This is a genomic window from Magnetospirillum sulfuroxidans, assembly GCF_018224925.1.
In the GTDB taxonomy this organism is placed as follows: Bacteria; Pseudomonadota; Alphaproteobacteria; order Rhodospirillales; family Magnetospirillaceae; genus Magnetospirillum; species Magnetospirillum sulfuroxidans.
In genome coordinates, this window is the sequence record NZ_JAGTUF010000003.1 from 206,349 (window position 1) to 232,174 (window position 25,826).

At 61.3% G+C, this 25,826-nt stretch carries 11 protein-coding genes; all 11 read left to right on the forward strand.

Annotated features, from left to right (window positions below):
• Positions 1-3: 3 nt before the first annotated feature.
• On the forward strand, positions 4-2,103 hold the full coding sequence (locus KEC16_RS06035) for an MFS transporter (protein ID WP_211546851.1): 2,100 nt from the start codon (positions 4-6) through the stop codon (positions 2,101-2,103).
• Positions 2,100-3,119 carry an ABC transporter substrate-binding protein gene (locus KEC16_RS06040; protein WP_211546853.1) on the forward strand — a complete coding sequence of 340 codons (1,020 nt, stop codon included), beginning with the start codon at positions 2,100-2,102 and terminating at the stop codon, positions 3,117-3,119. The genes KEC16_RS06035 and KEC16_RS06040 overlap by 4 nt, the downstream gene beginning before the upstream one ends.
• Positions 3,116-4,072: a formyl transferase gene (locus KEC16_RS06045; RefSeq protein WP_211546855.1), complete on the forward strand. Its 957-nt coding sequence runs from the start codon at positions 3,116-3,118 to the stop codon at positions 4,070-4,072. Before KEC16_RS06040 ends, KEC16_RS06045 begins: the two co-directional genes overlap by 4 nt.
• Positions 4,051-7,017: a SpoIIE family protein phosphatase gene (locus tag KEC16_RS06050; RefSeq protein ID WP_249208833.1), complete on the forward strand. Its 2,967-nt coding sequence runs from the start codon at positions 4,051-4,053 to the stop codon at positions 7,015-7,017. Before KEC16_RS06045 ends, KEC16_RS06050 begins: the two co-directional genes overlap by 22 nt.
• A 4-nt stretch (positions 7,018-7,021) precedes the next feature.
• Positions 7,022-7,348 (forward strand): STAS domain-containing protein, encoded by a 327-nt coding sequence (locus KEC16_RS06055; protein WP_211546857.1) that lies wholly within the window; start codon positions 7,022-7,024, stop codon positions 7,346-7,348.
• A 99-nt stretch (positions 7,349-7,447) separates the two neighbouring features.
• Complete coding sequence (locus tag KEC16_RS06060; protein ID WP_211546859.1) at positions 7,448-7,681, forward strand: hypothetical protein; 234 nt, start codon at positions 7,448-7,450, stop codon at positions 7,679-7,681.
• A 4-nt stretch (positions 7,682-7,685) separates the two neighbouring features.
• Positions 7,686-8,567: a methyl-accepting chemotaxis protein gene (locus KEC16_RS06065; RefSeq protein ID WP_211546861.1), complete on the forward strand. Its 882-nt coding sequence runs from the start codon at positions 7,686-7,688 to the stop codon at positions 8,565-8,567.
• A gap of 622 nt (positions 8,568-9,189) precedes the next feature.
• Complete coding sequence (locus KEC16_RS06070) at positions 9,190-10,914, forward strand: peptidase domain-containing ABC transporter (RefSeq protein WP_211546864.1); 1,725 nt, start codon at positions 9,190-9,192, stop codon at positions 10,912-10,914.
• Complete coding sequence (locus KEC16_RS06075; protein ID WP_211546866.1) at positions 10,911-13,100, forward strand: peptidase domain-containing ABC transporter; 2,190 nt, start codon at positions 10,911-10,913, stop codon at positions 13,098-13,100. Before KEC16_RS06070 ends, KEC16_RS06075 begins: the two co-directional genes overlap by 4 nt.
• Before the next feature lie 17 nt (positions 13,101-13,117).
• A complete protein-coding gene (locus KEC16_RS06080; RefSeq protein ID WP_211546868.1) occupies positions 13,118-14,491 on the forward strand; it encodes an HlyD family type I secretion periplasmic adaptor subunit in 1,374 nt (457 codons plus the stop codon).
• A 32-nt stretch (positions 14,492-14,523) separates the two neighbouring features.
• Positions 14,524-25,776: a hypothetical protein gene (locus KEC16_RS06085; protein ID WP_211546870.1), complete on the forward strand. Its 11,253-nt coding sequence runs from the start codon at positions 14,524-14,526 to the stop codon at positions 25,774-25,776.
• Positions 25,777-25,826: the final 50 nt, after the last annotated feature.

Sequence of the window (25,826 nt, forward strand, 5' to 3'; positions counted from 1 at the left end):
GACATGCGTCTGGATAGTTCTCGCTCATTGTTGCTGCGATTGCTGATGCTGGCGGTGCTGGTGCTGGTGCCGCCCATGGCCATCGCGTCATTGCGCGCCCTTGATCGCTTTGAAGAGGGCTTGAGCCCGGAAATGGATCGCAAGGCCGCCGCCATCGGTCGCGATCTGCTGGCCCAGGTGGATCGCGCCGTCTCGTATGGCATTCCCATCGACAAGCTGGTCGGGGTCGATGAGTTCTTTACCACTCTGCTGAACGGCAATCCGGAAATTCGCTATTTGGGTCTGACCACGGCCAGCGGCGATATCTTGTTCCTGAGTGGAGCCTTGTCCGATCAATTGGCGGGACAATACCGTGCGCTGCACCTGACCGAGGCTGATATGACCGGCCGCAAAACCGATATCGGCGCGTTTGTCGATCTGGCGTTGCCCGTGCGCGGTCGCGACGGTCTGGTCGGGCAGGTTCACGTGGGCTTTGATCGCGGCTATATCGCCGCGCAATTGTTTGGCATCTTTTATGATATTGCCGTGGTGCTGGGCACCTCGCTGATCATCGCGTTCGAAATTTTGCTGTTTGTCGTTGTGTTCAATATCTCCGGGCCGATGAAGCTGGTCGCCGAAGTGGTCCATCAGGCGCGGCGCGGCGATTTTACCCGGGTGCCCGGAATCACCTCCGCCGACGAGGTCGGCCATTTTGTCCGCGCCTTCAATGGCGCCGTGCGGCAGGTGGACAACGCCTATCGTGGCCTGATGGCCTATATCGACGAAGTGCGGACCGGGCATTTCGACCGCAACGTCGCCGAAAAAGTGGGGGAAGTCGCCGACCGCGTGCGCTTCTTGTTCCGCTTCAATCCCTCGGGGGCTCCGCAGGTCCTGCGTGAGAAATTGTCGTCCGACGTTCGCTTGCCGCTGTTCTTGTTCGTCTTCGCCGAAGAAATCAGCCGTTCGTTCTTGCCGCTTTATGCCCAGGCGCTGCCGGCGCAGGTGGCCGGACTTTCGCCGGAACTGATGACCGCCTTGCCCATCGCCGTGTTCATGGCCGGGATCGCCCTTGGCTCGCTGTGGGCGGGGGCGGTGACCGAACGTCTGGGCAGCCGCAAGGTGTTCCAGTTCGGTTTGTTCCCGGCGGTTCTGGGCTGCGTCATGAGCGGCCTGTCCCATGGCGTTATCGAGCTTAGTCTGTGGCGCGGCATTGCCGGCCTGGGCTACGCCCTGGTGACGGTGGCGTGCCAAAGTTACATCTCAAAGACCACCTCCGACAGCAACCGGGCCACCGGCTTGGGCGGCTATGTCGGCGCCGTGTTGACGGCGGCCATTTGCGGCACCGCCGCCGGGGGGGTGTTGGCTGATCGCATTGGCTATGCTCCGTCCTTCTTCGTTTCCACGGCCCTGATTCTGGTGTCGGGTTGGCTGCTTAGCCAGTTGCTGTCCATGGCGGAAATACCTCAATCCGTGGTCATGGCCGAAGAACGGCACGGCACCCATTTGCTGCGTATTTTCTCTAATTGGCGGTTTTCCATCCTGGTGCTGTTCGCGGCGATCCCCGCCAAGATGGCCTTGACCGGCTATTTCTTTTTCCTGGTGCCGCTGTCGTTGTGGGATTCGGGCCATTCGCTGCCCGAGATCGCACGGGTCATGGTGCTTTATCCCGTGGTCATGCTGGCGGTGTCGTCGTTATCGACCCGGCTGGCCGATCAGATGGGCTGGCGTATCGGCCAGGTGGCCTTGGGCGGCTTGGTTGGCGGGGCGGGGATTTTGGCGGCTTTGGCTTTTGACGGCACCTTGCCGCTGGTGATCGGGATCGTCGGCCTGGGGATTTCGCATGGGATGTCGGCGTCGCCGCAACTGGCCTCGATTCCCGATATCTGCTGGATTGAATGTCAACGTCACGGCCGCACCCAGGTTCTGGCGCTGTTGCGGACGCTGGAACGGGTCGGGTCATTTGTTGGCCCGTTGCTGGCGGCGGTTTTTCTCCAAATGTGGGGTGGCCGTGGGGCCATTATCGGCCTGGGCGCGGTGGTGTTGGTGATGGCGATGGTCTTCGCCATGGTCGCCGGGGCCTATGGCAACGGCCCCCATCTGGAAACCGAGGAGGACGCGCCATGATCGGTCGGCTGTTCTTTGGCGTCGTCACGGCGGTATTGCTGATGAGCGGACCCGTCGCGGCCGAGCCGGCGGCGAAGCCCTATCGGATCTACATGGCGCTGTGGCGCGGTTGGGAAGACGCCGCCCAGGGCTTCAAGGATTACTTCACCAACCAGAATATTCCGGTTGAGCTGATTATCCGCGATGCCGGCCAGGACCGTTCGAAATTGCCGGAATTCGTGGCCGAGGCCAAGCAATTGGGCGTCGATCTGGTGTTCACCTGGGGGACGACGGTGACGGTGGACATGCTGGGGACCTATGACACGGTCGATCCGGCCAAGCACATCACCGATATCCCGGCGGTGTTCGCCATCGTTTCGCAGCCGGTGGGGGCCAAGGTCGTCCCCAATCTGGCGTCGTCGGGGCGCAATATCGCCGGCACCAGCTATCTGGTGCCCATGGATACCCAGATCAACCTGCTGCAATCCTATCGGTCGGTGCGCAAATTGGGCATGGTCTACAATCCGCTGGAAAAGAACTCGCTGGTCGCCGCCGACGAATTGCGCGATTTGGGCAAGCGTGATGGTTATGATTTGGTGGTGGCGCCGGTAGAGGTGGTGGACGGCAAGCCGGTGGTGGAAAGCATCGCCAGTAAGGTTCGTGACCTCAAGGCCGCCGGGGTGGATTTCCTTTATATTCCCCCCGACACTTTCTTGAACATCAATCGCGATGTGTTGACCTCGGCGGCGCTGGCCGAAAAGATTCCCAGCTTCGCCGCCGCCGAAAACCCGGTGTTGTCGTCCAAGGCCATGCTGGGCGGTGTTTATCGCTATTACACCGTCGGCCAACTGACGGCCTATAAAGCCGAACAGATTTTGGTCCACAAAATCGCTCCGGCGGATTTGCCGGTCGATCCGCCCAAGCGCCTGTCCATCATCATCAACATGCCGGTGGTGCGGGCCTTGGAAGTCTATCCGCCCATGAGCCTGCTCAGCTTGGCGGAAGTGGTCGATAGCGGCGTCGAGGTGCGACCATGAGCAAGGAAGCCATGCCGTTGAGGGTTGTTATTTGCACCAAGCGTGATTTGGCCGGCGCCTTGATTCTCAATCAGATGTTGCCGCGTCTTGCCGGTGACACGGTGATGGTGCTGCTGTCGGACAAGACGCGGGCAGTGGAAAATGCCGTGCCGGAATTGGCCGAGATGAAGTTTCTTGAGCGCGATCTGCCCATCGACACGTTGTTTCCGCTGATCGACCGCGACCATGGCGATGACGCCGCTTTGGCCACCTTCGCAGGCTTGGCGCGCCGATATGGCGTCACCATCCAGGTGGTCGAGGACATCAATGGGGCCGAGGGCGAGTCCCTGTTGCGTGGATTTTCCCCTGACGTGTTGCTGTCGGCGCGGTTCTCCTTGATCTTCCGCCGCAACGTCTTCGACATCCCCCGCTTCGGCACCTATAACGTGCATCCTGGGGCGTTGCCCCGCTATGCCGGCTTGTTCGCGCCGTTCCGCTGCATGCTTGACGGCGGCGACGCCATCGGCTGCACCCTGCATCGGGTCGATGACGGTATCGACACCGGCCCGGTGGTGGGCATTGGCTGGTTGCCGGTCAAGCCGGAGCGGTCATTGCTGTGGCACGTGCTCAACACCTACCAGGCGGGGCTGGATCTCTTTTTCACCATGCTGAATGGTTTGCGCCACGGGGTGGTGCCGCGGCATTTGGAACAAGATCGCAGCCAACGGGTCTATGGCTCGCTGCCGGGGCGCGAAGCCTTTGACGCTTTCCGCGCCAAGGGGCTGCGATTGTTCGATCCCCAAGATTACAAAGAGATCCTGCGCGGCTTTGTGCCGACGGACGGAACGGTGTTGGAACATGTCATCGCCGGAGCGGCGTTGGAACACGATATCGCCGGAGCGGCGTCGGAACACGATATCGCCGGAGCGGCGGTTGAAAAGGGGGAAGCGTCATGCTGCTGCGCACACGCGTAACGCTGATCGTTTCCATCACCTATTCGCTGTTGGTCGGAGGCTTGACCTTCGCCGGCCTGAAAAGCGAGGAATTGGCCGATGAACGCTATGCCCAGGCAACGCTGAACGGCCAGGAAATCTTTTGGCGCAAGCTGGTGGAAAACACCGTGCAGCGCCTGGAAACCGATGCTCGGGCCATTGCCGCCGATCAAGGGATCGTGACGGCGGTGGACCGGCATGATCCGGCCCAGACATTGGTCCATGTCGGCCCGCAGGCCGAGGCCATGAAGGCGCGCGGGACCATCAGTCGCCTGGAAGTGTTGGACCGCGACGGCGAGCTTTTGTACAGCTCACGCGGGTCGTTGCTGGATCCGCCGATTTTGGATGCCGGCACCATTCGGGCGATCGTCGATGGCAAGCGGCCGGTGCGGGGGGTGTTGCAAGATGCCTCGCGCACCTTTACCGCCACCTTGGCCTTTCCGCTCCAGGGCAAAGACGACGTGGTCGGGATCGCCGTGCTGGCCGCCGACATGCAGCCGCCCTTATCCGAGTTCAAGGCCTCGACCGGCTCCGATATTTTCCTGGTCGATCGCAACGGCCAACTGGCTCAGGGCACCAGCGAGGGCCTGTGGTCGGTGTTCAACGGCAAGATCACCGTGCGCAAAAGCCGCTTGCTGACCTGGCAGGACGGCGAGAAGTTCTATTCCGTCGTCGTGCTGCCGGTGCAAGATGGTTTCAACCGGGTCATCGGCGCCTTGGTCACCGCCCGCGACGTTTCGGCAACCCAGGCGCGCCAACGCTTGATCCGGCTGGTCTCCATCGGCGCGGTGGTCGGCTTCCTGGCGCTGGTCCTGGGCATTTTCTATGTCTATCTGCGCCGTTCGTTCCATCCGCTGGACGAAGCCATCGCCGTGTTGAATGCCTTGTCACGCGGCGATACCTCGGTGACGCTGGAAGTGCGTAACGACAAGGACGAAATCGGCCGCATCGCCGGGACCGTCGGCGTGTTCCGCGAAAACACCGTCAAGCTGGACCTGTTGCAGCAGCGGCGTGAGCGTCAGCGCCGCCGTCAGGAATTGTTCATCCGTCTGCAAATGCTGAAATTGTCGGAAATGCTGGAGGAAGAGGCCCGTGCCGCCATCCTCGCCGACATGAAGCAGATTGAGGCGATGGCCGAAAGAAAGCCGGGCGAAGACGAAGCCGCCGATAGCGGCAAGGGCGAATTGGAAGTGTTGGGCGTGGCCTTTCAGACCATGTCGGACCGCATCCGCGAACAGCATCTGTCTTTGGAAAAACTGATCGCCGAACGCACCCGCGAGGCGGAAGTCCTGCGGGAGGCTTTGCGCACCCGCGACCAGTTGAACGCGCTGCGTCAGGAATTGGATTTCGCCCGCGAACTGCAATTGTCGTCGCTGCCGCAGGTGTTTCCGCCCTTCCCCGAGCGCGACGAGTTCCAAATTCACGCCGCCATGGTTCCGGCCAAGGAAGTCGGGGGCGATTTCTACGACTTCTTCCTGCTCGATCATCATCACCTGGGCATCGTCATCGGTGACGCCTCGGGCAAGGGGGTGCCGGCGGCCATGTTCATCGCCATTGCCCGCTCGCTGATCAAGGCGGTGGCGCCGTTGTCACGTTCGCCCGGTGAATGCCTGGCCTTCGTCAACACCATGTTGTCGGCCGATAACCCGCAGACCTTGTTCGCCACCTGTTTTTATGCGGTCGTCGATACCCGCTCGGGCGAGGTGGCCTTTTGCAACGCCGGCCACCCGCCACCGTTGATCCTGCGCCAAGGCCGTGATGTCGAGGCGATTCGCGATGTTTCCGGCGTCGCTTTGGGGGTGCTGGAAGATCTGGAATACGATACCGGCATGTTCGTCATCGCGCCGGGCGACACCATTTTGCTGTACACCGATGGCGTCACCGAAGCCCAAGATGTCGGCGAGGTTCTTTACGATGAACCGCGTCTGATCCGAACCCTGGGCGGCTTGGGGACGATTCATCCGCAACAGATCATCGACACCGTTCAGCATTCGGTCGAGGCCTTTGTCGGCGACGCCCCGCAATTCGATGACATCACCATGCTGTCATTGCGCTTTGACCGCATCAGCGCCAGCGATTCCGCCGCGGAATCGCCACAGCGCCGGCTCATGTTGACAGGGTTCCAAGGCAGCGGCGGTGAGCCCGAATCCGCCTCCGCCCCTCGCGTCGAGCCCCCCGCACAGCAAAATACGCCGCCAGCACCGCCCGCCGCGCCGCCGCTGTCCGTTACCGCCGTCAAGACGGTGAAGCCGGTTGCGGCCAAGGCATCGGGGGCGGTTCGGTTGGTCAATCGACCGAAGGTGGTGGTGCGGCCGGCCCCGCCGGTCCAAGCGCCGGAACCGGAAGCAATTTCAGCCAAGCCGCCGATCGCGGCGGTGACCTCGGTGCAAATGGCCCGGCCCTTGGCGGCCAAGGTGGTGAGCACGCCACGGGTGGTCAAGCGTCCCAAGGTGGTGTTCCAGCCCAAGCCGGCCCCGGCAATCGCGCCAGCGGCGCCGCATACCCATCTGGAACTGACCATCGCCAATGATCTGGACGAATTAGCCCGTCTGGCCGGATTGGTTGAAGACTTTGTCGAACGTCTCGGTCTATCCGAGCGGGTGGCCTTTAATCTGAACCTTTGCCTGGACGAATTGATTACGAATATCGTCTCGTATGGCTATGACGATAGTCATCACCATGACATCCATGTGCGTTTCTCGCTGGACAACGGGCGGCTGATAACCGAAATCATCGACGACGGCAAAGAATACAACCCCTTCTCCGAAGCCCCAGAGCCCGATCTTGGTCTGAACGTGGACGACCGCCCGATCGGTGGTCTCGGTGTGTTTTTGGTGAAGGAATTCATGGACCGCACCGATTATCGTCGGGACGGCAGCAAAAATATCGTGACGCTGGAGAAAAACGTCACCGAGCAGGAGAGTTAAGGATATGGAGATTCGGGAAGAACAAGCCGAGGACGTCGTGGTTTTGGTTCCTGTTGCTCGCGTCGACAGCGCCACCGCCAAGGCTTTCGAAGGGCGGGTTCTGGCGGCCGTCAATACCGGCGCGGCCAAGATCATCATCGACTTCGCCGAGCTCGATTATATTTCCAGCGCTGGTTTGCGCGTGGTGTTGGTGGGGGCGAAAATGACGCGGGCGCCGCGCAAATTCTCGTTGTGTGGGATGAAGCCGCATATCCGTGAAATCTTCGACGTATCCGGTTTTGCCCGCATCTTGACCATCTTGCCCGACCGCGCTGCCGCCTTGTCGGCATAGGGTGGGGGGGCTTGGGTGGCACCAACAGGCGTCCTCTGATATACTCAAGCCTTGTTCGACCGGTTTTGTTCAAGCCGGAACCTGCATCGGGAGGATGCCATGGCTGATCCATTCAAAGGATTCTCTGAGTTTCAGACCGCTTGGCTGAAAGCATGGATGAATTCCGCCCAAAGCATGGCGGCGATGTTCCAGCATATGGTGGAGACGCAGCAGAAGTTTTTGGGGCAGGCGGCGAAATATCATCGCGATCATGTGGAAATCGCCACCGGTGCGGCTTTGACCGACAAATACGGCAAGCGGGCGCACGATATCGACCCGGAACGGGACGTCTGATCGTATGGATGATGTGACGTGTGATGAAAGCATCCGCGAGGCGGCCAAGGATGCGGCGACAGAGTTGCGTGAAGTCGCGGAATTGATTGGCAACAGCAGTGCCGGTCTGACCGCCCAGTTTTTCGATCTGGCCCGCACCACCCAAAGTCAGACGGCTTGCCTGCGCGAGGTTCTTGATATTGCCGGGGCCGCCGCTTCATCGCCTGAATCGGGGGATTTTTCCGCAGTCATCGGCCATTTGGGCGGGACACTGAGCGAATTCGTGCAAGAAGTGCTGCACCTGTCCAAGCAGGCGGTCAGGATGGTGCGTTCCATCGATCTGGTCATCGAGGATTTATCGCGACTGCGTCATTCGGTGGATGGCATCGACCGCATCACGGCAAAGACAAATCTGTTGGCTCTTAACGCCCGGATCGAAGCGGAACGGGCCGGCGATGCCGGGCGTTCCTTTGGCGTCGTTGCCGGCGAGGTCCGCGATCTCTCGCGGGCGACCTCGGATTTGGCGGCCGGCATCAAGCAGGAAATCGCCGCCATCACCGATGCGCTGAAAAATGGTCATGCCGCCCTGGCCGAAGTCGCCTCCATGGACATGACCCGGCAGGTGGAAGCCAAGGACGAAGTCGAACAGACCTTGGTGCTGCTCAAAGAGCGCAATCGACGGCTGACCGGCGCGGCCCATGCCAGTATGGAAAATGCCGAGGCGATCGAGGCGGCGGTCTCGGGCATCGTCACCGACATGCAGTTCGAAGATCGCACCCATCAACGAATAGAGCGGGTCGCGGCGGCCTTGGATGATCTGGCCAAGACGGGAACGCTGACTTTGTCGACCGCGACTCGCAATGTGACGATTTCCGCCCAGGATGAAGACGACGTCACTTTGTTCTGAGCTTTAACCCAGACAAAAAGGCCAGGTTTGACGCCCGGCCTTTTTGGCGGCCACGGCCCCGCCTCAGCGTGCGTTCAAATGAAACGCACGCTTTATACCGCCCGGCGCATGAACTGATCCGCTGGATCACCTCATGCCGCGCGGGCATCGCAGGCCTTATTTTGTCTGGTAGAACCTGATCCAGCGCGTCAGCGCTTCATGCGGGTCAGCACGAAGTACAGCAGACCACCGGTAACGACCAGAATGCTGACCAGAAAGCCCAAGGCGATGATGGCTTCAGTGTCCAAGACCATGACAAATTCCCCCTTGCACGTTGCACTGTCCGGGCAACCTAGCACCATTAGCCGTGACCTGCTTTGACATGGATCAGAGATGGGCAGGGATAAGCGTGCCGGTGTACGGATCCGAAAGGTATGTGCTTTAGGTATTGGCTAAGGTCTTCTATATTTTTTAATTCAGCTTGGGAAAATCCGTGGCGGGCGCTCGGATCGCTGATTTTGTTTACACCCTGTTTATATGCTGCCTTGGTTGATAGGCACAATGCGTCACAATTTGTGTGTGGTTACTCTTTGGAGCGTTGTTTATCATACTAAAGAGGCAATTTAGGGAATTGGTTAGGTCCATGCGCATGGATGCTCAGCAAGGTGGTTTGGCGCCGGTACCTTACAGTGGCTTGCGCCGCGGTGGGTTCTATGTCGGCTTGGCCTCGGTCTTCCTGAATATCTTGGCCTTGGCCCTGCCTTTGGCATTGCTGCAAATCTATGACCGCATCATTCCCAATTCGTCGCTGGGGACGTTGCTGTTGTTGCTGGGGGGCGTGATTGCCGCCGTGGTGCTGGAAGGATTGTTGCGGGTGGCGCGGGCCGAGATCGTCGGCTGGATTGGGGTTCAGTTCGAACATGCCGCCAGCTGCCAGGCTTTTGCCCATGTATTTTCCGCTCCCGCCGACGAACTGGAAAAGGTGGGGCCGGGTGAATTGATCGAACGGCTGGCCGGTTTGCCCACCGTGCGTGAGGTTTTCTCGGAAAACTGGACCCTGGTGGTCTGTGATTTGCCCTTCGTGCTGCTGTTCTTGGGCGCCATCGGTTATCTGGCCGGGTGGCTGGTGCTGGCGCCGGCTTTGGTGTTGCTTGCCTTTGCCGCTTTTGTCCTGCTGGGCAGCAAGTCCTCGGAAAAGGCGATCACCGATTTCAACACGGTGCGGGATCGCCGGCAAAATTTCAGCATCGAGGTCATTCACGGCGTCCATTCGGTCAAGTCCATGGCCATGGAAGCGCAAATGATCCAGCGCTATGCCCGCTTGCAGGAAGCCGTTGCCCGCAATTCCCATCGTGTCGTTCAGGTCAACACCAATTCCCTGGGCGTGGCCGGCGTGTTCTCGCAATTGCTGACCTTGTCGGTGGTGATCTTCGGCAGCCTGATGGTGGTTGACAACGTCCTGACCGTCGGCGGCTTGTCGGCTTGCACCTTGCTGGCGGGGCGGGCCTTGCAGCCGGTGCAAAAGGCGGTGGGGCTATGGACCCGCTGGCAGACCGCCAAGCTGATGCGGGCGCGCTTTGAAACCATCTTCCAATTGCCGGTCGAACCCCAGGCCGAGACGCCGGTGGTGCGGCCGATCAAGGGGCAAATAGATCTGCGCGGCGTGGTTTTCCGTCATGCCGAGGATGCCGAACCGCTGTTCAAGGGCATTGATCTGCATGTCCGCCCGGGGGAACGCATCGCCATCGGCGGGGATAACGGCTGCGGTAAATCGACGCTGCTGCGCATGTTGCATGGCTCCATCGCCCCGTCCGAGGGACAGGTGTTGCTGGATGGCACTCCCTTGCAGGAACACGAACGCGACCATCTCTTGCGCTCGGACGGCATCGCCTTCATTCCGCAACGCGGCGAATTGCTGCGTGGGACGATTTTGGAAAACCTGACCATGTTCCGCGCTGACCGGCGCAAGGAAGCCCTGCGCTTGGCCGGGGTGATGGGGCTGGATGAGGTGGTTTACCGTCTGGCTCAGGGCTATCACACCCGCGTTGGCGACGGTTCCAGCGATATTTTGCCGCGCGGCGTGGTCCAGCGTATCGCTGTCATTCGCGCCCTGGTCAGTCGTCCGCGGGTGCTGTTGTTCGACGAAGCCAATGCCGCCATGGACGGCCCCGGCGATGAACGGTTACGCCAGTATTTTGAATCCATGTCCCGCGACACCACTTTGATCATGGTGACGTTGCGCCCCAGCATGCAGCGTCTGGCCGACAAGGTCTTCCGCATCGAGGGGGGCACTTTGGTCAAGGCGGCGCCGCCACAGGCGCCGGCGGTCAGTAACGATACCGGCGTTGATGGAAAGGTGACCGCATGACCGCCCCTTCGCATCATGGCGCCGCCCCGAGTTGGGATGCCCCGCCGCCGCGTTTCGACCTGAACGAGGATCGCGCGGCCGAAGGGCATTTGGGCGGGTTCGAGGCGGTTACCGACGTCGCCGCCTGCATCTTGCCGTTGCTGTCCTCGCTGGGCTGGGAAGGCGATCTGGTTCATGTGGCGGAATCGTTGCCGCACTTCGCCGATACCTTGGACCTGACCGATCTTTTGAACATCTTGGCCAATCTGGGCTATGCCAGCCGCTCGTTGGATCTGGCGCCGTCGCGGATGGATCGGCGCCTGATGCCCTGCCTGTACATGGCGCCGGGCGAGTTGGCCATGGTGTTGGTGCGCGAGGCCGAGGACGACAAGATCGTCGCTTTCGACGCAGCCCAGCGGGCCTATGTGACCATTGATCCGCCGATTCTGCGCGGCCGCATTTACCGCTTTGCCCAACTCGACGATGACGAGCGCGCCAAGCTCGAGGAATCGCCGAAGAATTTCGTCTTCGCCGTCACCGGCCGCTTCAAGCCCTTGTTCGTGCGCATGCTGGCGGCGTCCTTGGTCTCGAACCTGCTGGTTCTGGTGACGCCTTTGTTCATCATGGCCATTTATGACCAATTCCTGCCCACCGGTTCGGTGCCTTTGCTGGTGTCGCTGCTGGCTGGTTCGGTCATCGCCATTTTAGGCGATTACGCCATCCGCGGCGTGCGGTCGCGGATGATCGCCTATATGGGGGCGCGGCTGGATCACCTGCTGGGTTTGGCCATTTTCCGCCGTCTGCTGATGCTGGCGCCGCCTTATACCGAACAGGCCAATTCCAATTCGCAGATCGCCCGCTTGCGTGATTTCGAGATGGTGCGTGAATTCTTCACCGGGCCGCTGGCCACCACCTTGGCCGAGGCGCCTTTCATCATCGTCTTTCTGATCGCCATGGCGTTGCTGGGCGGGCCGCTGGTGTTCGTGCCGCTGGGGGCCTTGTGCCTGTTTACCCTGATCGCGGTGACCACCCGGCCGGTGGTCGAGCGCAAGGTGTCGGCGGCCACCCGCGCCGCCTCGCGGCGGCAGGAATTCCTGGTCGAGGCCCTGTCCAAGCCCCGCGCGATCAAGGAAGCCGGCGCCGCCGGCATCTGGGGCGAACGGTATCGGGCCTTGTCGGCCGATGCCGCCCTGAAGAACCACCTTTCCACCCGCGCCAACGTGGTGGTGGCCACCGCCTCGCAGGGCTTGGTGATGCTGACCGGCATCATCACCCTGGGGTGGGGAGTCGACCGGGTGCTGGGGGGCAACATGACCGTGGGCGGCCTGATGGCGTCGATGATCGTGGTGTGGTGGGTGCTGCGGCCCTTGCAGACCGGTTTTACCCTGGCGGCTCAGATCGAGCGGGTGCAGGCCTCGATCACCCAGATCAACCGATTGATGCAGTTGAAGCCGGAACGCATGCTGGCGCCGTCGATTCAGACCTTGCCGCAATTCCGCGGCAAAGTGACCTTGACCAACGTGTCGTTGCGGTATTCCGCCGATGCCGATCCGGCCGTGCTGGGCTTGGCCTTGCAGGCCGAGCCGGGCGAGGTGGTGGCGTTGATCGGCCCCAACGGTTCGGGCAAGTCCACCGTGCTGAAATTGCTGTTGGGTCTGTACCGGCCGCAGACGGGTGCGGTGATGATCGACGATATCGATATTCGCCAGCTTGACCCCATCGAATTGCGCCGGCTGATCGCCTATGTGCCGCAGCAACCGGATATGTATTTCGGCACGGTGGCGCAGAATCTGCGTCTGGTGCGGCCCGAGGCCAGCGACGAGGAAATGCGCTGGGCCTGCTCCGAGGCTGGGTTGCTGGATGACATCTTGGATCTTCCCCGGCAATTCGAAACCAAGCTGGGGGACGGCGCCACCGACCGCTTGCCGGCCAGCTTCCGCCAACGCCTGTCCTTGGCGCGGGCTTATCTCAAGCGCGCGCCGATCACGCTTTTTGACGAGCCGGCATCCAGTCTGGATTTCATGTCCGACCGTCAATTCATGAAAACCCTGGAACGCATGAAGGGACACAGCACCGTGTTCTTGGTCACCCACCGCCCCAGCCATTTGAAATTGGCCGACAAGATCGTCGTGCTGGTTCAGGGCCAAGTGCGCATGGTCGGGCCAGCCAAGCAGGTGCTTGACCGCCTGCCGCCCAATTTCTTCTGATCTCGGGAAAAGTGATTATGTCCGAAGCCGCCGCCATCGTCCCGACCCCGCCGAACATGGGTCCGCCCAAGCTGGAAAAGGCCGCCCGCCAGATTCGCCACCTGGCGCAATTCGCCATCGTCGAGGAATCGGGGATTTCGGCCGTCTCGCGCGCGGCGGTGGTCATCGTTTCGGCGGTGGTCGCGGCCTTTATCGTCTGGGCCAGCTTCATGCGCATCGACGAAGTGGCGGTAACCTTCGGCACGGCCGTGCCGTCGCGTTCGGTTCAGGTGGTTCAACATCTGGAAGGCGGGATCGTCCGCGATATCTTGGTCGAGGACCGGGCCATGGTCGAAGCCGGCCAGGTGCTGGTGCGGCTTGATCCGATCCAGGCCACCGCCGAATTGGATCAGGCGCAAAGCCGTCGCGCTGGTCTGGCCGTCAAGGCAGAGCGTCTGCGCGCCTTTGTCGAGGAGCGGCAGCCTGATTTTTCCGCTTTTGACGGCAAATACGCGCCGCTGGTCAACGACCAGATGGAAATCTTGCATGCCAATGGCGAACGTTGGAAATCCCAGCGCACGGTGTTTGACGAACAGATCATGCAAAAGCGCGAGGAAATCCGCGCGGCGCAAAATCAGCAGCGTTCGGCCGAGGAGCAGCTGAAGCTGGTGACCGAAGAGGTCGGCATGCGCGAAACGCTGTTCAATGCCGGCTATTCCAGCAAGGTCGATTATTACGCCGTGCGTCGCCAGCGCGCCGCCGTCGAAGCGGAATTGTCGCGGTTGAAGGGCCAGGAAGCCACTGCCGGCAAGGCCTTGGAGGAATTGTCCCGGCGGATCGGCGATCTGGACAATAACATCCGCCAAGATGCGTTGGGCGAATTGGGCACGGTCAGCGCCGAGATGGCGCAAATCGACGAATCGCTGGGCCGTTTGCAAGATCGCGTGCATCGTCTGGAAATCATCTCGCCGACCAAGGGTTTCGTTCAAAACCTCAAGGCCAAGACCGTCGGCGCCGTGGTGCCGGCCGGTGGCATGCTGATGGAAATCGTCCCGGTCGATGATGAATTGCTGGTGGAAACCCGCATCAGTACCCGTGACGTCGGTCATCTTCACAGTGGTCAAAAGGTCATCGTCAAGGTGGCCAGCTATGATTTTGTCCGTTTCGGCAGTGTCGAGGGAACGCTGCGCGACATTTCAGCCACCACCTATGTGGATGAAAAGGACAACCAGCCTTACTATAAAGGCTGGGTGCTGTTGCAGCATCCTTATGTGGGAAAACAAGAAGGAAAAAACCGCATTCTGCCCGGTATGACCGTGCAGGCGGACATTATTACTGGTGACAAAACCTTGCTGCAATACTTGCTCAAGCCGTTGCAAGCATCGTTCTCGCAGGCGTTCCGCGAACGCTGAGTTCTTGATCTTTGGGGGGAGTGGAGAAAATCATGGCTGAAGATAATGTGAACCAGCCCGAGAACGAAGCACCGAGCAATGAAGGTGCCGAAATTTCCACTTTGGATGCCTTGCATCTGGATGGGAAAGGCACGGATCGTCTGGACGACGCCGAAGAGCAGGAGATGCCCGAAGGTGGCGCCGGCGAGAAGGAAGACGTCAAGGGCTTCGCCAATGTGCAAAGCGCCAACCGTGAAACCTTTGAGAAAATGCAGGCCGGCGCGCCAGCCGAGCGGGGGGCTGCTCCGGTTGGCGATCAGGTGATTGCGGACGTCTATACCCCGAGCGAGCCCGACAATACGGTCGTGGCTCAGTTCGAGAATCCTTTCCCGCAATTCCCGCAGGAAAGCATCGCCGAGACAGAACAAAGAGATACTTCCGCCAGCCGCGAAGCGCCGCGTCCGGTCGATGGGCAAGAAGCGCCGCGCCCCACCGCCAATGGCCCTGGCGAGGATGACGGGGAAGATGCCGCCCCGGTGACGACGTTCGCCGATCAGCCCTTGCCGGAAGACGCGCCGTTACCGGTACCGCCCGCCGTTACGCCCGAACTTGATCCCAATCCGCCGGTGGCCCAGGCTCCGGTTCTGACCGTCACCGCCGCTTCGGGCACCGAGGACGTGCCGACCAAGCTGAACATCACCGCCAGCACCGCCGACACCGATGGCGGTTCGGAAAGCCTGTCTTCGATCAGCATCAGCGGCATTCCCGATTACTTTGTTATCGTCGATAGCCATGGCAATCCGATCGGGACATTGAGCGGCGGCACCTGGACTCTGTCTAATCCGACCCAGGCGCAACTGGACGATATCTATCTGAAAAATCTTGATGATGACGATGACGGCGATTTCAGCGGCCATCTGGACCTGACCGTCACCGCGACCTCGTCCGATACCGGCACCACCGCGACGTCATCCCAGGCTTTGGCCGTCGACATCGTCGCCGTCGCCGACGCGCCGGGTCTGAGCGTCGAAGATTCCGCCGGCATGGAAAACAGCTGGATTGATCTGTCCATCAACGTCGTCGACAAGGATGTGGGCGTCGATAATTCGGAAACCCAGACCATCTATGTCTCGGGTCTGCCCGATGGCGCCACCTTGCGCTATACCGATGGTGACGGCACTGTCCACAATGTCGGGGCCAATGTGGTCAGTGGCGACGCCCATTTGCCCGACGGTACCTATTACCAGATTCCGGCCGAATTCCAGGGCTCGGTCGAGGTGCTGCCGCCGACCAATGACAGCCATGACTTCAACCTGACCGTTTACGCCAAAAGCGTTGAGGATTCCAACGGCGATACCGCGTTCAGCGGTCCGCAGACCATCCAGGTGGATGTCGGCGTGGTCGATCCCCTGCTCAGCGGTTCGGGCAGTGGCGATGAAGATGGCTGGGCCGATCTGACCATGTCGGCACGGGTCGATGCCGCTGATGGCACCGAGACCATCACCGTCTATATCGAGGATATGCCGGACGGCGCCATCTTGCGCGACAGCAGCGGCACCGTGCTGACCACCACCAGCTATACCGATGCCAATGGCGTTACGCACACGGGATATGACGTAACCGCCTATCGCCAGGCTGATGGCAGCGTCACCGGATTGCAGGTGGGGTGGGACACCAGCAAGCCCGCCACCACCCATCTGGACGACAACATCAATTTCAATCTGCGCGCCGTGGTCCGCGACGGTAACAGCGATAATGATTCGGGCGAATACCGCGACACCGGCACCAGTGTGGGATCCCGTGCCCCCGACGTGTCCGACACCGTGATCGCGGTGGAGGTGGTGGTCAAGGCGGTGGCCGATGAACCGCCATTGACCGCCAGCGCCATCGGTGTCGAGGACAAGTGGTTCAGCCTGAACATCGACACCGCCCTGGTCGATACGGATGGCAGCGAAACCCTGTCCATCACCGTCACCGGCGATCCCAATGACTTCACCTTGCGCAATGGCGCCACCGGGGACACCTATACCGCCACCGATAACGGCAACGGTACCGTCACCTACAGCTTGACCCCGGACGATCTGACAAATCTACAGATCAAGGGCGCCCGAGACAGCGATTCCGATTTCAATCTGACGATCAAGTCCACCGCCACGGAATCCGCCACCGGCGGCGAACTGACCACGGCTTCCGCCACCGCCACCCAGATCATCACCGTCAAGGTGTTGTCCGATGCCGATATTCCGGTGATCGAGGTGGTGCAAGACCCGCAACAGGTCAACGAGGATCAGTTCATCGGCTTGCGCGACCTGATCGCCGGCACCAGCGCCGTGCAGGGCTGGTTGGGCGAATTTGGCGGCGCCGATGGCGGTGCCCAGAGTCCCGACGTTTCCGAAACCCTGAGCTTCGTGCTGACGGCCAAGGACGAATCGCGCATCTGGATCGATGCCGATTCCGATGGCGTTCAAGATGCCGGCGAGGTCCAGGTCCTTCATCCGGGGGATTCCGTCACCCTGACCGCCGCTCAGGTGTTCGGCAATCAGGTCAAGGTCGGCGGTGCCTCCGATTGGGCCAGCACCAACGCCAATGATCTGGTGCAGTTCGACATCAAGACGGTGGCGACCGAGGCCAATGACGCCACCGATGATGGTTTGGAAAGCCAGTTGGCAGCCGGCCAGACCCGTTCCGGCGTGGCCGAAAGCGTGCCGCAGACGCTGTCGCTGTATATCGAGCCGGTTTTTGACAGCTCCAGCGTTTCCGCCAGCAATACCGGCGTCGAGGATCAGTTCGTCGAACAGGGCCAAGGCCGCATCGCCCTGACCCCGACGGTGGTGTTCACCGATACCGATGGTTCGGAACAGCCCGACCCCACCGGCACCACCACCATCACCACCACCGATCCCGAAATGCTGGGCGGTGATCTGTACGTCAATGGCACGCTGCTGACGCCGTCCAGCGTCACCTATGCCGCCGATGGCGTCACCATCACCTCCAAATCGTGGGATGTTCCCAATTCCAATTTGTCGGAAACCTCTGACAATACGTGGGTGATGAACAACCTGACCTTCCAGTCCGAGCGCCATGTCGCCGGCGAGGCCAGCTATTCCATCTCGGTCGATGTCTATGACACCCAGACCGCGGTCACCGGCACGGTCAGCGGTACCGGCACCATCGATATCCAGGCCATCGCCGATACCCCGTCCGTGGTCGGCGCCGATGTCCATACGACGGAAACCGCCGGGGCGCAGAGCATCGCCTTGTCCATTACCCCGACCATCGTCGATGGCGATGGTTCGGAAACCCTGTATGTCTATGTCACCGGTCTGCCGTCGGGGGTGACCTTGAATCACGGCACCGCCGTGGCCGCGGGCACCGTGGTCGATGGCGTTACCTTCACCGGCACCACCTATAAGCTGACCCAAGCCGAATTGTCGGGTCTGGCCGCCAACGTTCCGGCCGGCTATTCCAACGATTTCGAGCTCAGCGTCTATTCGGCCACGGTGGAAAGCACCACCGGTCAGCATGTGGCCGCCGGCCAGGGAACCGCCATCAGCGCCGTCGATACCATCAAGGTGGAAATCGGCGTGCTGGACCCCGAAATCCATGTCGGCACGTTGTCCACCACCGAGGACAGCTCGTATTCGCTGGCCGGGATCAGCATCACCCTGCCGGCCCACGATGCCACCGACACCCTGACCGTCTATATCGAAGACCTGCCGGCCGGCTTTACCCTGCATAAAGCCGATGGCACCGCGTTGACCGCCGATGCGTCCGGCAGATACACCATTCCCAGCACTCTGGTGGTCAATGGCGCCTTGTCGGGCGTTTACATCAAGGGCACCGGCAATTCCGATGCCGACGCCACCTTCACCGTGCGCGCCGTCGATCGCGACGTCGATGTCGGCACCAGCACCGAAGATGCTTTGGGCACCGCCTATCAAGATAGCGGCGAAGACAGCCAATCGGTGACGGTGACCTTTAAGGCGGTCGCCGATGCGCCGACGTTGTCGGCCACCGCCATCGGTGTCGAGGATAAGTGGATCAACCTCAACATCTCGGCGGCGCTGACCGACACCGACGGCAGTGAAAACCTGACCGTGGTGATTTCCGGCGTCCCCGACAGCTTCACGCTGAGTTCGCCCAACACCACGGTGACGGCGGTGACCAGCAACGGCACCACCACCTACACCATCGGCCCGGCGGAAGATAACGCCGAGATGCAGTCCTGGCTGTCCGATCTGCGCCTGACCGGCTTGGCCGAGAACAGCGATTACGGCCAGAACGCCAGCGACTTCACCTTGACGGTCAAGGCCATCGCCACCGAGGAAGCCAGCGGCGGCGATCAGGTCGCCAGCCAGACGGCGGAAACATCGGCCACCGTCAAGGTGGTGATCTATGGCGATGCCGACACCCCATTGGTCAGCGTGGTCGAAGGCGCCAGCGAGGCGGCGGCCGTGCAGGTGAGGGAAGATGAGTTCTATAACCTCAAGACCGCTTTGCTGGGGCAATCGGGCGAGGCCGGCAGCGTGCTGGGCGCCAGCACCAGCCTGGATGGTTCCGAGACCCTGAGTTTCCGCATCACCGCGACCGAACCGTCGCGCATCTGGATCGATGACGGCGACGGGATTCAAGAAAGCGGCGAAGTCTTCACCTTGGCGGCGGGGCAGTACAAGGACGTCAGCGCCGTCCAGGTGGCGGCCAATAAGGTGTGGGTCGGCGGCGTCGAGAATTGGGGCGACGATACCGTCCGCTTCCAGATCACGCCGAAAGCGACGGAAAAGGACGGTGATACCGGCGGTGAGCGCACGGCCGCCAATTCCGCTTTGACCGACAGCAATAATTTCGACAGCAATACCGCCAACGATTTGACCCGCTTGCATGAAAAATGGGGCGAGGCGAAGGATTTTTATCTGCGCATCAACCCGGTGGTGGATGAGACCTATATTTCCTCCAGCATCAGCGGTGACGAGGATCAGGTTGGCGGCATTGCCTTTAATCCGGTGATCCAACTGACCGATACCGACGGTTCGGAAAAGCTGGTCGGCGATGTCGATATCTTGGTCAAGCAAGGGACCATGCATGGCGATCTGATCCATGACGGATCGGCGCTGACCGTGGTCGGCACCTATACCGATCCCGATACCGGCACTGTCTATGACGTCTATCGCGTTTCCGTCGATGACCTTTCCTATAACGGTACGGCCAAGTCCTATCAGGTGAACGGCGTCACTTATGTGCCCGACGAACATTCCGATCTGGACTTCACCTATCGGGTTCGCACCACCACCCAGGACGGCGAGGGCGCGGGCGCCGACACCTATTCCACCATTACCAGCGAGGCCACCGTGGTGGTCAATGCCGTCGCCGACGCGCCGGTTCTGACCATCGGCGGCGGCGTCGCCGATGCGGGCGGCGTCATCACCGTGACCGGTGATGAAAATGACGGCAAGCCCAGCTATCACGGCATCACCTTGGATCTGTCGGCGCAATTGCCCGACAATGACGGCTCGGAATCCCTGGCCAATGCCGAATTGCGCAATGTCCCCGACGGTTGGACGGTGTCGTATTACGACGCCAACGGCACGTATCTGGGTGACGCGGTCAAGGGGGCGGCCGATGCCGAGGGTGATTTTACCTGGACCTTGAATACCAGCTACGTCAAGGACGGCTCTGGGGTTTCCGTCGTGCTGGTGCCGCCGGTCCATGCCGATGCCGATGCCGCCAACGTGGTGTTTTGGGCCAAGACCATCGAAGATACCCTGAATGACGGCGATACCGACGATCAGGTCAAGGCCGGCGCCGGTTCGGCCGAAAGTTCAGTCAGCTTCAACGTCTTGGTCAACGCGGTGGCCGATCAGCCCAACCTGCAAGTCACCAATGTCCGGGTCAACGAGGACGAGAGCGTCAAGTTGGATATCCGCGGGTCCTTGGTCGATACCGATGGCTCGGAAGTGCTGACGTATCAGATCACCGGAGCGCCCGCCGACGCCAGCTTCGTCGATGCCAATGGTCAGCCGGTGGGCAGCTATAGCGGCGGGGTGTGGACTTTCAGCGCGTCGCAGGTGGGCAATCTGTATTTCAAGCCCGGCGCCGACAGCAACGCCGATTCCACTCTGACGGTTACCGCCGTGGCGACCGAAAGCAACGACAACGGCAGCGCCGCCGATAACGTCGCCACCAGATCGGCGACCATTCAGGTCATCGTCACCGGCAAATCCGACGGCGCACTGGATCAGAACGGCAACGCCATCACCGCCACCAGCGGCAATCTGACCGCCACCGGCACGGAAGATCAGCTGATCGATCCGCAATTGGGGCAATATCGCGTCGCCGATCAGGATGTGGCCTTGGGCCGGGCGCAGTCGGAAACCATGTCCATGGTCTTGTGGGGCATTCCCGCCGGCATCGCCTTGGTGCTGGTGGACAGCACCGGGGCGGTGGTCGAGACCACGGATTACCTGAAATACATCGGCACCGCCGCCGACGGCACCGCGCAATGGTCGGTGGCGCCGGAATATCTGTCCATGGTTCGGTTCCAGGCACCGGGCAATTATGCCGGTACCTTTGACGTTAAGCTGCGGGTGATCACCACCGAAAACGACGGTGACAGCCTGGCTCTGAACAAGACGCTGACGGTGACCGTCAACCCGGTGGTCGATAATCCCAATGGTTCGGTTGTCGGTTCGACCACCGAGGATGCTTGGCTGGCCGGCGGTGTCGATCAGGGGATCGATTTCGGCTTTACCGTCGATGTCGGCGACAAGGGCGGCGGCAACGCCACCATCGGCTCTGGCGTGTCGGAACAGGTCACCGACGTGGATGTGACGGTGGATGTCAGCGAATTGGTGGCCAAGACCGGATCGGTGGCCGGAATTTCCGTCACCTATGGCGGCCAGACTTATACGCCGACCTTGGTCGGCGGCAAGTGGGTGATCGTCATCAATGATGTGCCGGTTACTCCTGGCGCCGATGTCGATGTCAGCGGCTTCAAGTTGTTCGGCGTGCCGGAAAACTGGTCCGATGACGTGCCGGTGACCCTGTCGGTGACCGCCACCGACACGCTGGGGGCGACCACCAGCAGCGTCACCAAGGACATCTCGGGCTCGATCCGCATCGCCGCGGATGCCGACGCCCCCAGCTTCAACATCAATCTTGGGGCCTCGGACCTGGATGCGTCGGACGGCACGGCGACGCTGTCGGGCAATATCGCGGTGACCGATACCGACGGCTCGGAATCCATGTATCTGGTGGTCTCCGGCGTCCCCAACGGTGTGACCATTCCCGGCGGCATCAATAGCGGCGGCGGCGTTTGGATCGTCCCCAGCACCGACGGATCGATCGAGAATCTGACCTTTAATTCCAGTCAGAAGACCGGCTCGCATACGCTGACCATCAAGGCCTTGGTCACCGACACCGATCCCGATACCGGCGCCAAGGATTACGCCGAGTCCAGCACCACGGTGACCATCGATTTCGGCACTCCCGAAGGCGGCGGCGGCACCGATCCGGGGACTGATCCCGGCACTGATCCGGGAACTGATCCTGGCACCGATCCGGGTGGTTCGACCATCATCCCGGTGGCGGTTGCCGTCGGGTCGTTGCAAGGCATTGAGGATGGTTCGCTCAATCTGTCTAATCTGAGCTTCACCATTACCGATAACGATGCCGGCACCAGCCACACCTATACCCATACCGGCGCCACCGTCTCCAACGAGTTGGGCGAGACGGTCGGCACGCTAAGCGTGTCGATCAAGCTGCCGGCGGGGTGGAGCATTTCCGGCAACGCTTATTACGACGTCGATAGCGGCAGCTACACCATCCCCTATGGTTCGCTGGCTTCGGTCAGCGTCACCCCGCCCAAGGATTATGCCGGCACCGCCTATGACCTGGAGGTGCGGGGCATCGTCACCACCACCAACGGGCTGTACGACACGTCCAGCGGCAACAGCTATGTGGATATCCCGGTGACGGTGATCGCCGAGACCGATGGCGCGACGATCAGCGCCAGTGCGGGGGCAGGAACCGAGGATAGTGCGGTGGCCATCAGCCTCAGCCTGTCGGCCACCGATATCGACTTCTCGGAAGTGCTGACCACCGGCGCCATCACCATCACCATCGACACGGTCAAGGGGGCCGACGGTCTGTACCACGCCCCCGGAACCCTGACGGGAGCCGGAGTGGTCGATAACGGCGACGGCACCTATACCGTTCAACTGTCGCCGGCGCAGATCGCAGAATTCTCTACTGCTGGCCACGGCGTGGTGACGGTCAGTGGCCTGAGCTTTGTTCCCGATGCCAATTTCTCGGGACAGGTGAAGATTCACTTCTCCACCGATGTGGCCGAGGATGATCCGGCCACCACCGGAGTGGTCGAGAATTTCGACAGCGAAACCTCAAGCACCACCTTGACCATCACTGTCGGCGCGGTGATTGACGACACCACCATCACCGCCGGAATTGTGTCGGGCAACGAAGACAGCGCCATCAGCTTGGATGTCAGCATCGCCCACCAAGATATTGCCGGCACCGACACCTGGGGATCGGAAACGGTTTCCATCGTCATCGGCGGCGTGCCGGCGGGGGCGGTGATCCAAGGCGCCCTTAACAACGGTGACGGGACCTGGACGGTCAAGGGCGCCAATCTGGTGATGACCGATAGCGGCATCACCCTGAGCGGGGTCAAGTATCTGCCGGGTCAGGATGATTCGTCCGATCATCAGTTGTCGATCACCACCTATATCTTCGAAAAGGGCAATTCCACCCCTCAGGTCACCACCGGAGATTTCTGGGTTCGCGTCAACGCCGTCACCGACGGCGCCACCGTCAACCCGTCCGACGTGACCACCACCGAGGATGCGGTGATCGGCCTGAACCTGGGGGCCCAGTTGCTGGACGTGATCGGCACCTCGGAAGCCACCTTCATCACCATCACCGGCGTTCCGGCGGGGGCAAGCTTCGCCAGCGATGGCGGCGATTTCGCCAACACCGCCGTCGGTCAGGCGGTGGATAATGGCGACGGGACCTATAGCTGGACCTTCAGCATCGCTGAAGTGAAGGCCATGGGGCTGATGAGCGGCGGCATCTTGTACTTCAAGACCGAGCATAACGCCTCGGGCAGCTGGACCATGAACGTTCAGGCCACCACCCAGGATATGGACAGCGCCAGCGATGGCACCCCGGTCGCCGGCGCGGTGGTGACCAGCAATATCTTGCCGTTCACCGTCACCCAGACCGGTGTCGCCGATGCCCCCACCTTGTCGGTGGCGGCCACCGCCTCGGCCACCGAAGAGACGGTGCAATTGCTCGATATCAGCGCCGCCCTGGCCGACGCCGATTCGGAAACCCTGGCCCTGACCATCAGCGGGGCGCCGGAAGGCACGGTGTTCTATTATCAGGAAGGCGGCAATTGGATCGCCGTCCACGCCGACAGCAACGGCGTGTGGACCATCAATGGCGGCACCGCCGATGCCCTGTCCGGCATTCGCATGCTGACGCCGACCAACTATAACGGCTCGTTTACCCTGACGGTTCAGGCCATGGCCTCGGAAGACGGCACCACCGCGCTGGATTCCCTGGCTCAGGCCGGTACGCCGCAGACCATCGCCGTGACTGTGGCGGCCGTCAACGATGCGCCGACCTTGGATATCACCACCGGCGCCGGCGCCGGCAGCGGTAGCCATGACAGCCCGATCTATGTGGTGCCGGAAAATCCCGATCCGGCCATCACCAACGAGATCGTGTTGAGCGACGTCGACAGCACCATCTTTACCAAGATGACCATGGCCATCGGTGGCGCCGGCATGGCCGGCAGCGACAGCCTGTCGTTGACCGGGCTTGATGTCAGCCTGGGCGCTGACGGCAAGCTGTACACCAGCATCGATGGCGCCACGGTGGCCATTTCCTACGATCCAGCCACCCATACCCTGACCTTTGAAGGCAATGCCAGCGCCGCCCAGTACCAGGATCTGGCCAAGCATGTGGCGTTGACCAATAGCACGGGGTCGTTGGCCGGCGGTATTCGGGTGGTCACCGTCACCGCTTATGACGATCAGGGGGCCAGCGGTTCCGACACGGCGACGGTGACCATCACCGACACCACCGGACCGGCGGTCTTGACCGGCAGCGCCTTGGGCGACGTTTCGTTCGCCGCCGATGGTTCGCCGGTTCTTGCTTCCAGTGTGGTCAGCGGGACCGAGGATCAGGCGATTTCCCTGACCCTGGACATGCCCGACGCGGTGGCGCCGACACAAAGCGTGCACCTGACCGGTATTCCGGCCGGGACCGAGTTCTTGCTGGCCGATGGCGGAACCGTCATCGCCGGGGCGGATGGGGCCACCTTGCAGGGCAGCCAGTTGACCGGCCTCAGCATGCATCTGCCCGATGATTGGAACGGCAGCGCCACCTTGGTGCTGACCGCGACGTCGGCCGGGGAAACCCTGTCGGAAACGGTGTCGGTCAATGTGGCCGCCGTCAATGACGCTCCGGTGGTGGGGGGAAGCGATCCCACCGACATTCTGGCCGGCGGCATCAATGATCCGATCCATGTGGTCAGCGGCTTCACCGTTGATGACGTGGATTCGACTTTGAACGGTCTGACCGTGCAGATGACCGGAGCGGACATGGGCGATAGCCTGGCATTGTCCGGGTTGGATCTGACCCTTGACGGCAATGGGGGGCTTAAGGTGTTCGGCACCGATATTTCGGTGGATTACGATACCGGCACCCATACGCTGACCTTTAGCGGCGCCGGTTCAGCCAGCATCTACCAAGAGATCGCCAATTCGGTGGTGCTGTCCAACGATAGCGGTACGCTGGAAGCCGGAACCCGGCAGTTCACCATGACCATGTACGATGTCGAGGGCGCGTCCGACAGCCTGACCACCGACGCCAATCTTGGCGCTCAGGTCACCTTGGCCGACGACGCCCTGGGCGATGTCCGCTGGGGCGCCGACGGCACCAGTCTGGGCGATGACATCAAGGTCATCCATACCGGGGCCGGTGACACCAGCATCAATGGGCAATTGGCCAATTATCTCAATGGCGGCGCCGGTTACGACAGCGTCACCTTGGAATTGGCCGATGGCAGCAATGGGTGGGTGTTCGATGTCGATGACGGCGATCCGACCAAGATCACCGCCACTTCGGCCACCGACGATAACTTTGTCGTTCATATCGATTCGAATGTCGCCGCCTCGGTCGACGCCAATACCGGTGATCTGGTGTTCAACGGCGACGCCAGCGGTTCGATCAGCTTTGACGACAATACCTCGGTCCATTTCGCCCATATCGAGCGTTTGGTCGGGTAGTCGGCTTTAACCAACGGAGCGGCCGTCCCCTGGCGGGGCGGCCGCTCTGT

Coding starts and splice junctions, on each gene's coding strand:
- KEC16_RS06070 (WP_211546864.1), top strand. CDS start 9,190: ATGCGCATGGATGCTCAGCAAGGTGGTTTGGCGCCGGTACCTTACAGT.
- KEC16_RS06055 (WP_211546857.1), top strand. CDS start 7,022: ATGGAGATTCGGGAAGAACAAGCCGAGGACGTCGTGGTTTTGGTTCCT.
- KEC16_RS06050 (WP_249208833.1), top strand. CDS start 4,051: ATGCTGCTGCGCACACGCGTAACGCTGATCGTTTCCATCACCTATTCG.
- KEC16_RS06075 (WP_211546866.1), top strand. CDS start 10,911: ATGACCGCCCCTTCGCATCATGGCGCCGCCCCGAGTTGGGATGCCCCG.
- KEC16_RS06035 (WP_211546851.1), top strand. CDS start 4: ATGCGTCTGGATAGTTCTCGCTCATTGTTGCTGCGATTGCTGATGCTG.
- KEC16_RS06065 (WP_211546861.1), top strand. CDS start 7,686: ATGGATGATGTGACGTGTGATGAAAGCATCCGCGAGGCGGCCAAGGAT.
- KEC16_RS06040 (WP_211546853.1), top strand. CDS start 2,100: ATGATCGGTCGGCTGTTCTTTGGCGTCGTCACGGCGGTATTGCTGATG.
- KEC16_RS06060 (WP_211546859.1), top strand. CDS start 7,448: ATGGCTGATCCATTCAAAGGATTCTCTGAGTTTCAGACCGCTTGGCTG.
- KEC16_RS06045 (WP_211546855.1), top strand. CDS start 3,116: ATGAGCAAGGAAGCCATGCCGTTGAGGGTTGTTATTTGCACCAAGCGT.
- KEC16_RS06080 (WP_211546868.1), top strand. CDS start 13,118: ATGTCCGAAGCCGCCGCCATCGTCCCGACCCCGCCGAACATGGGTCCG.
- KEC16_RS06085 (WP_211546870.1), top strand. CDS start 14,524: ATGGCTGAAGATAATGTGAACCAGCCCGAGAACGAAGCACCGAGCAAT.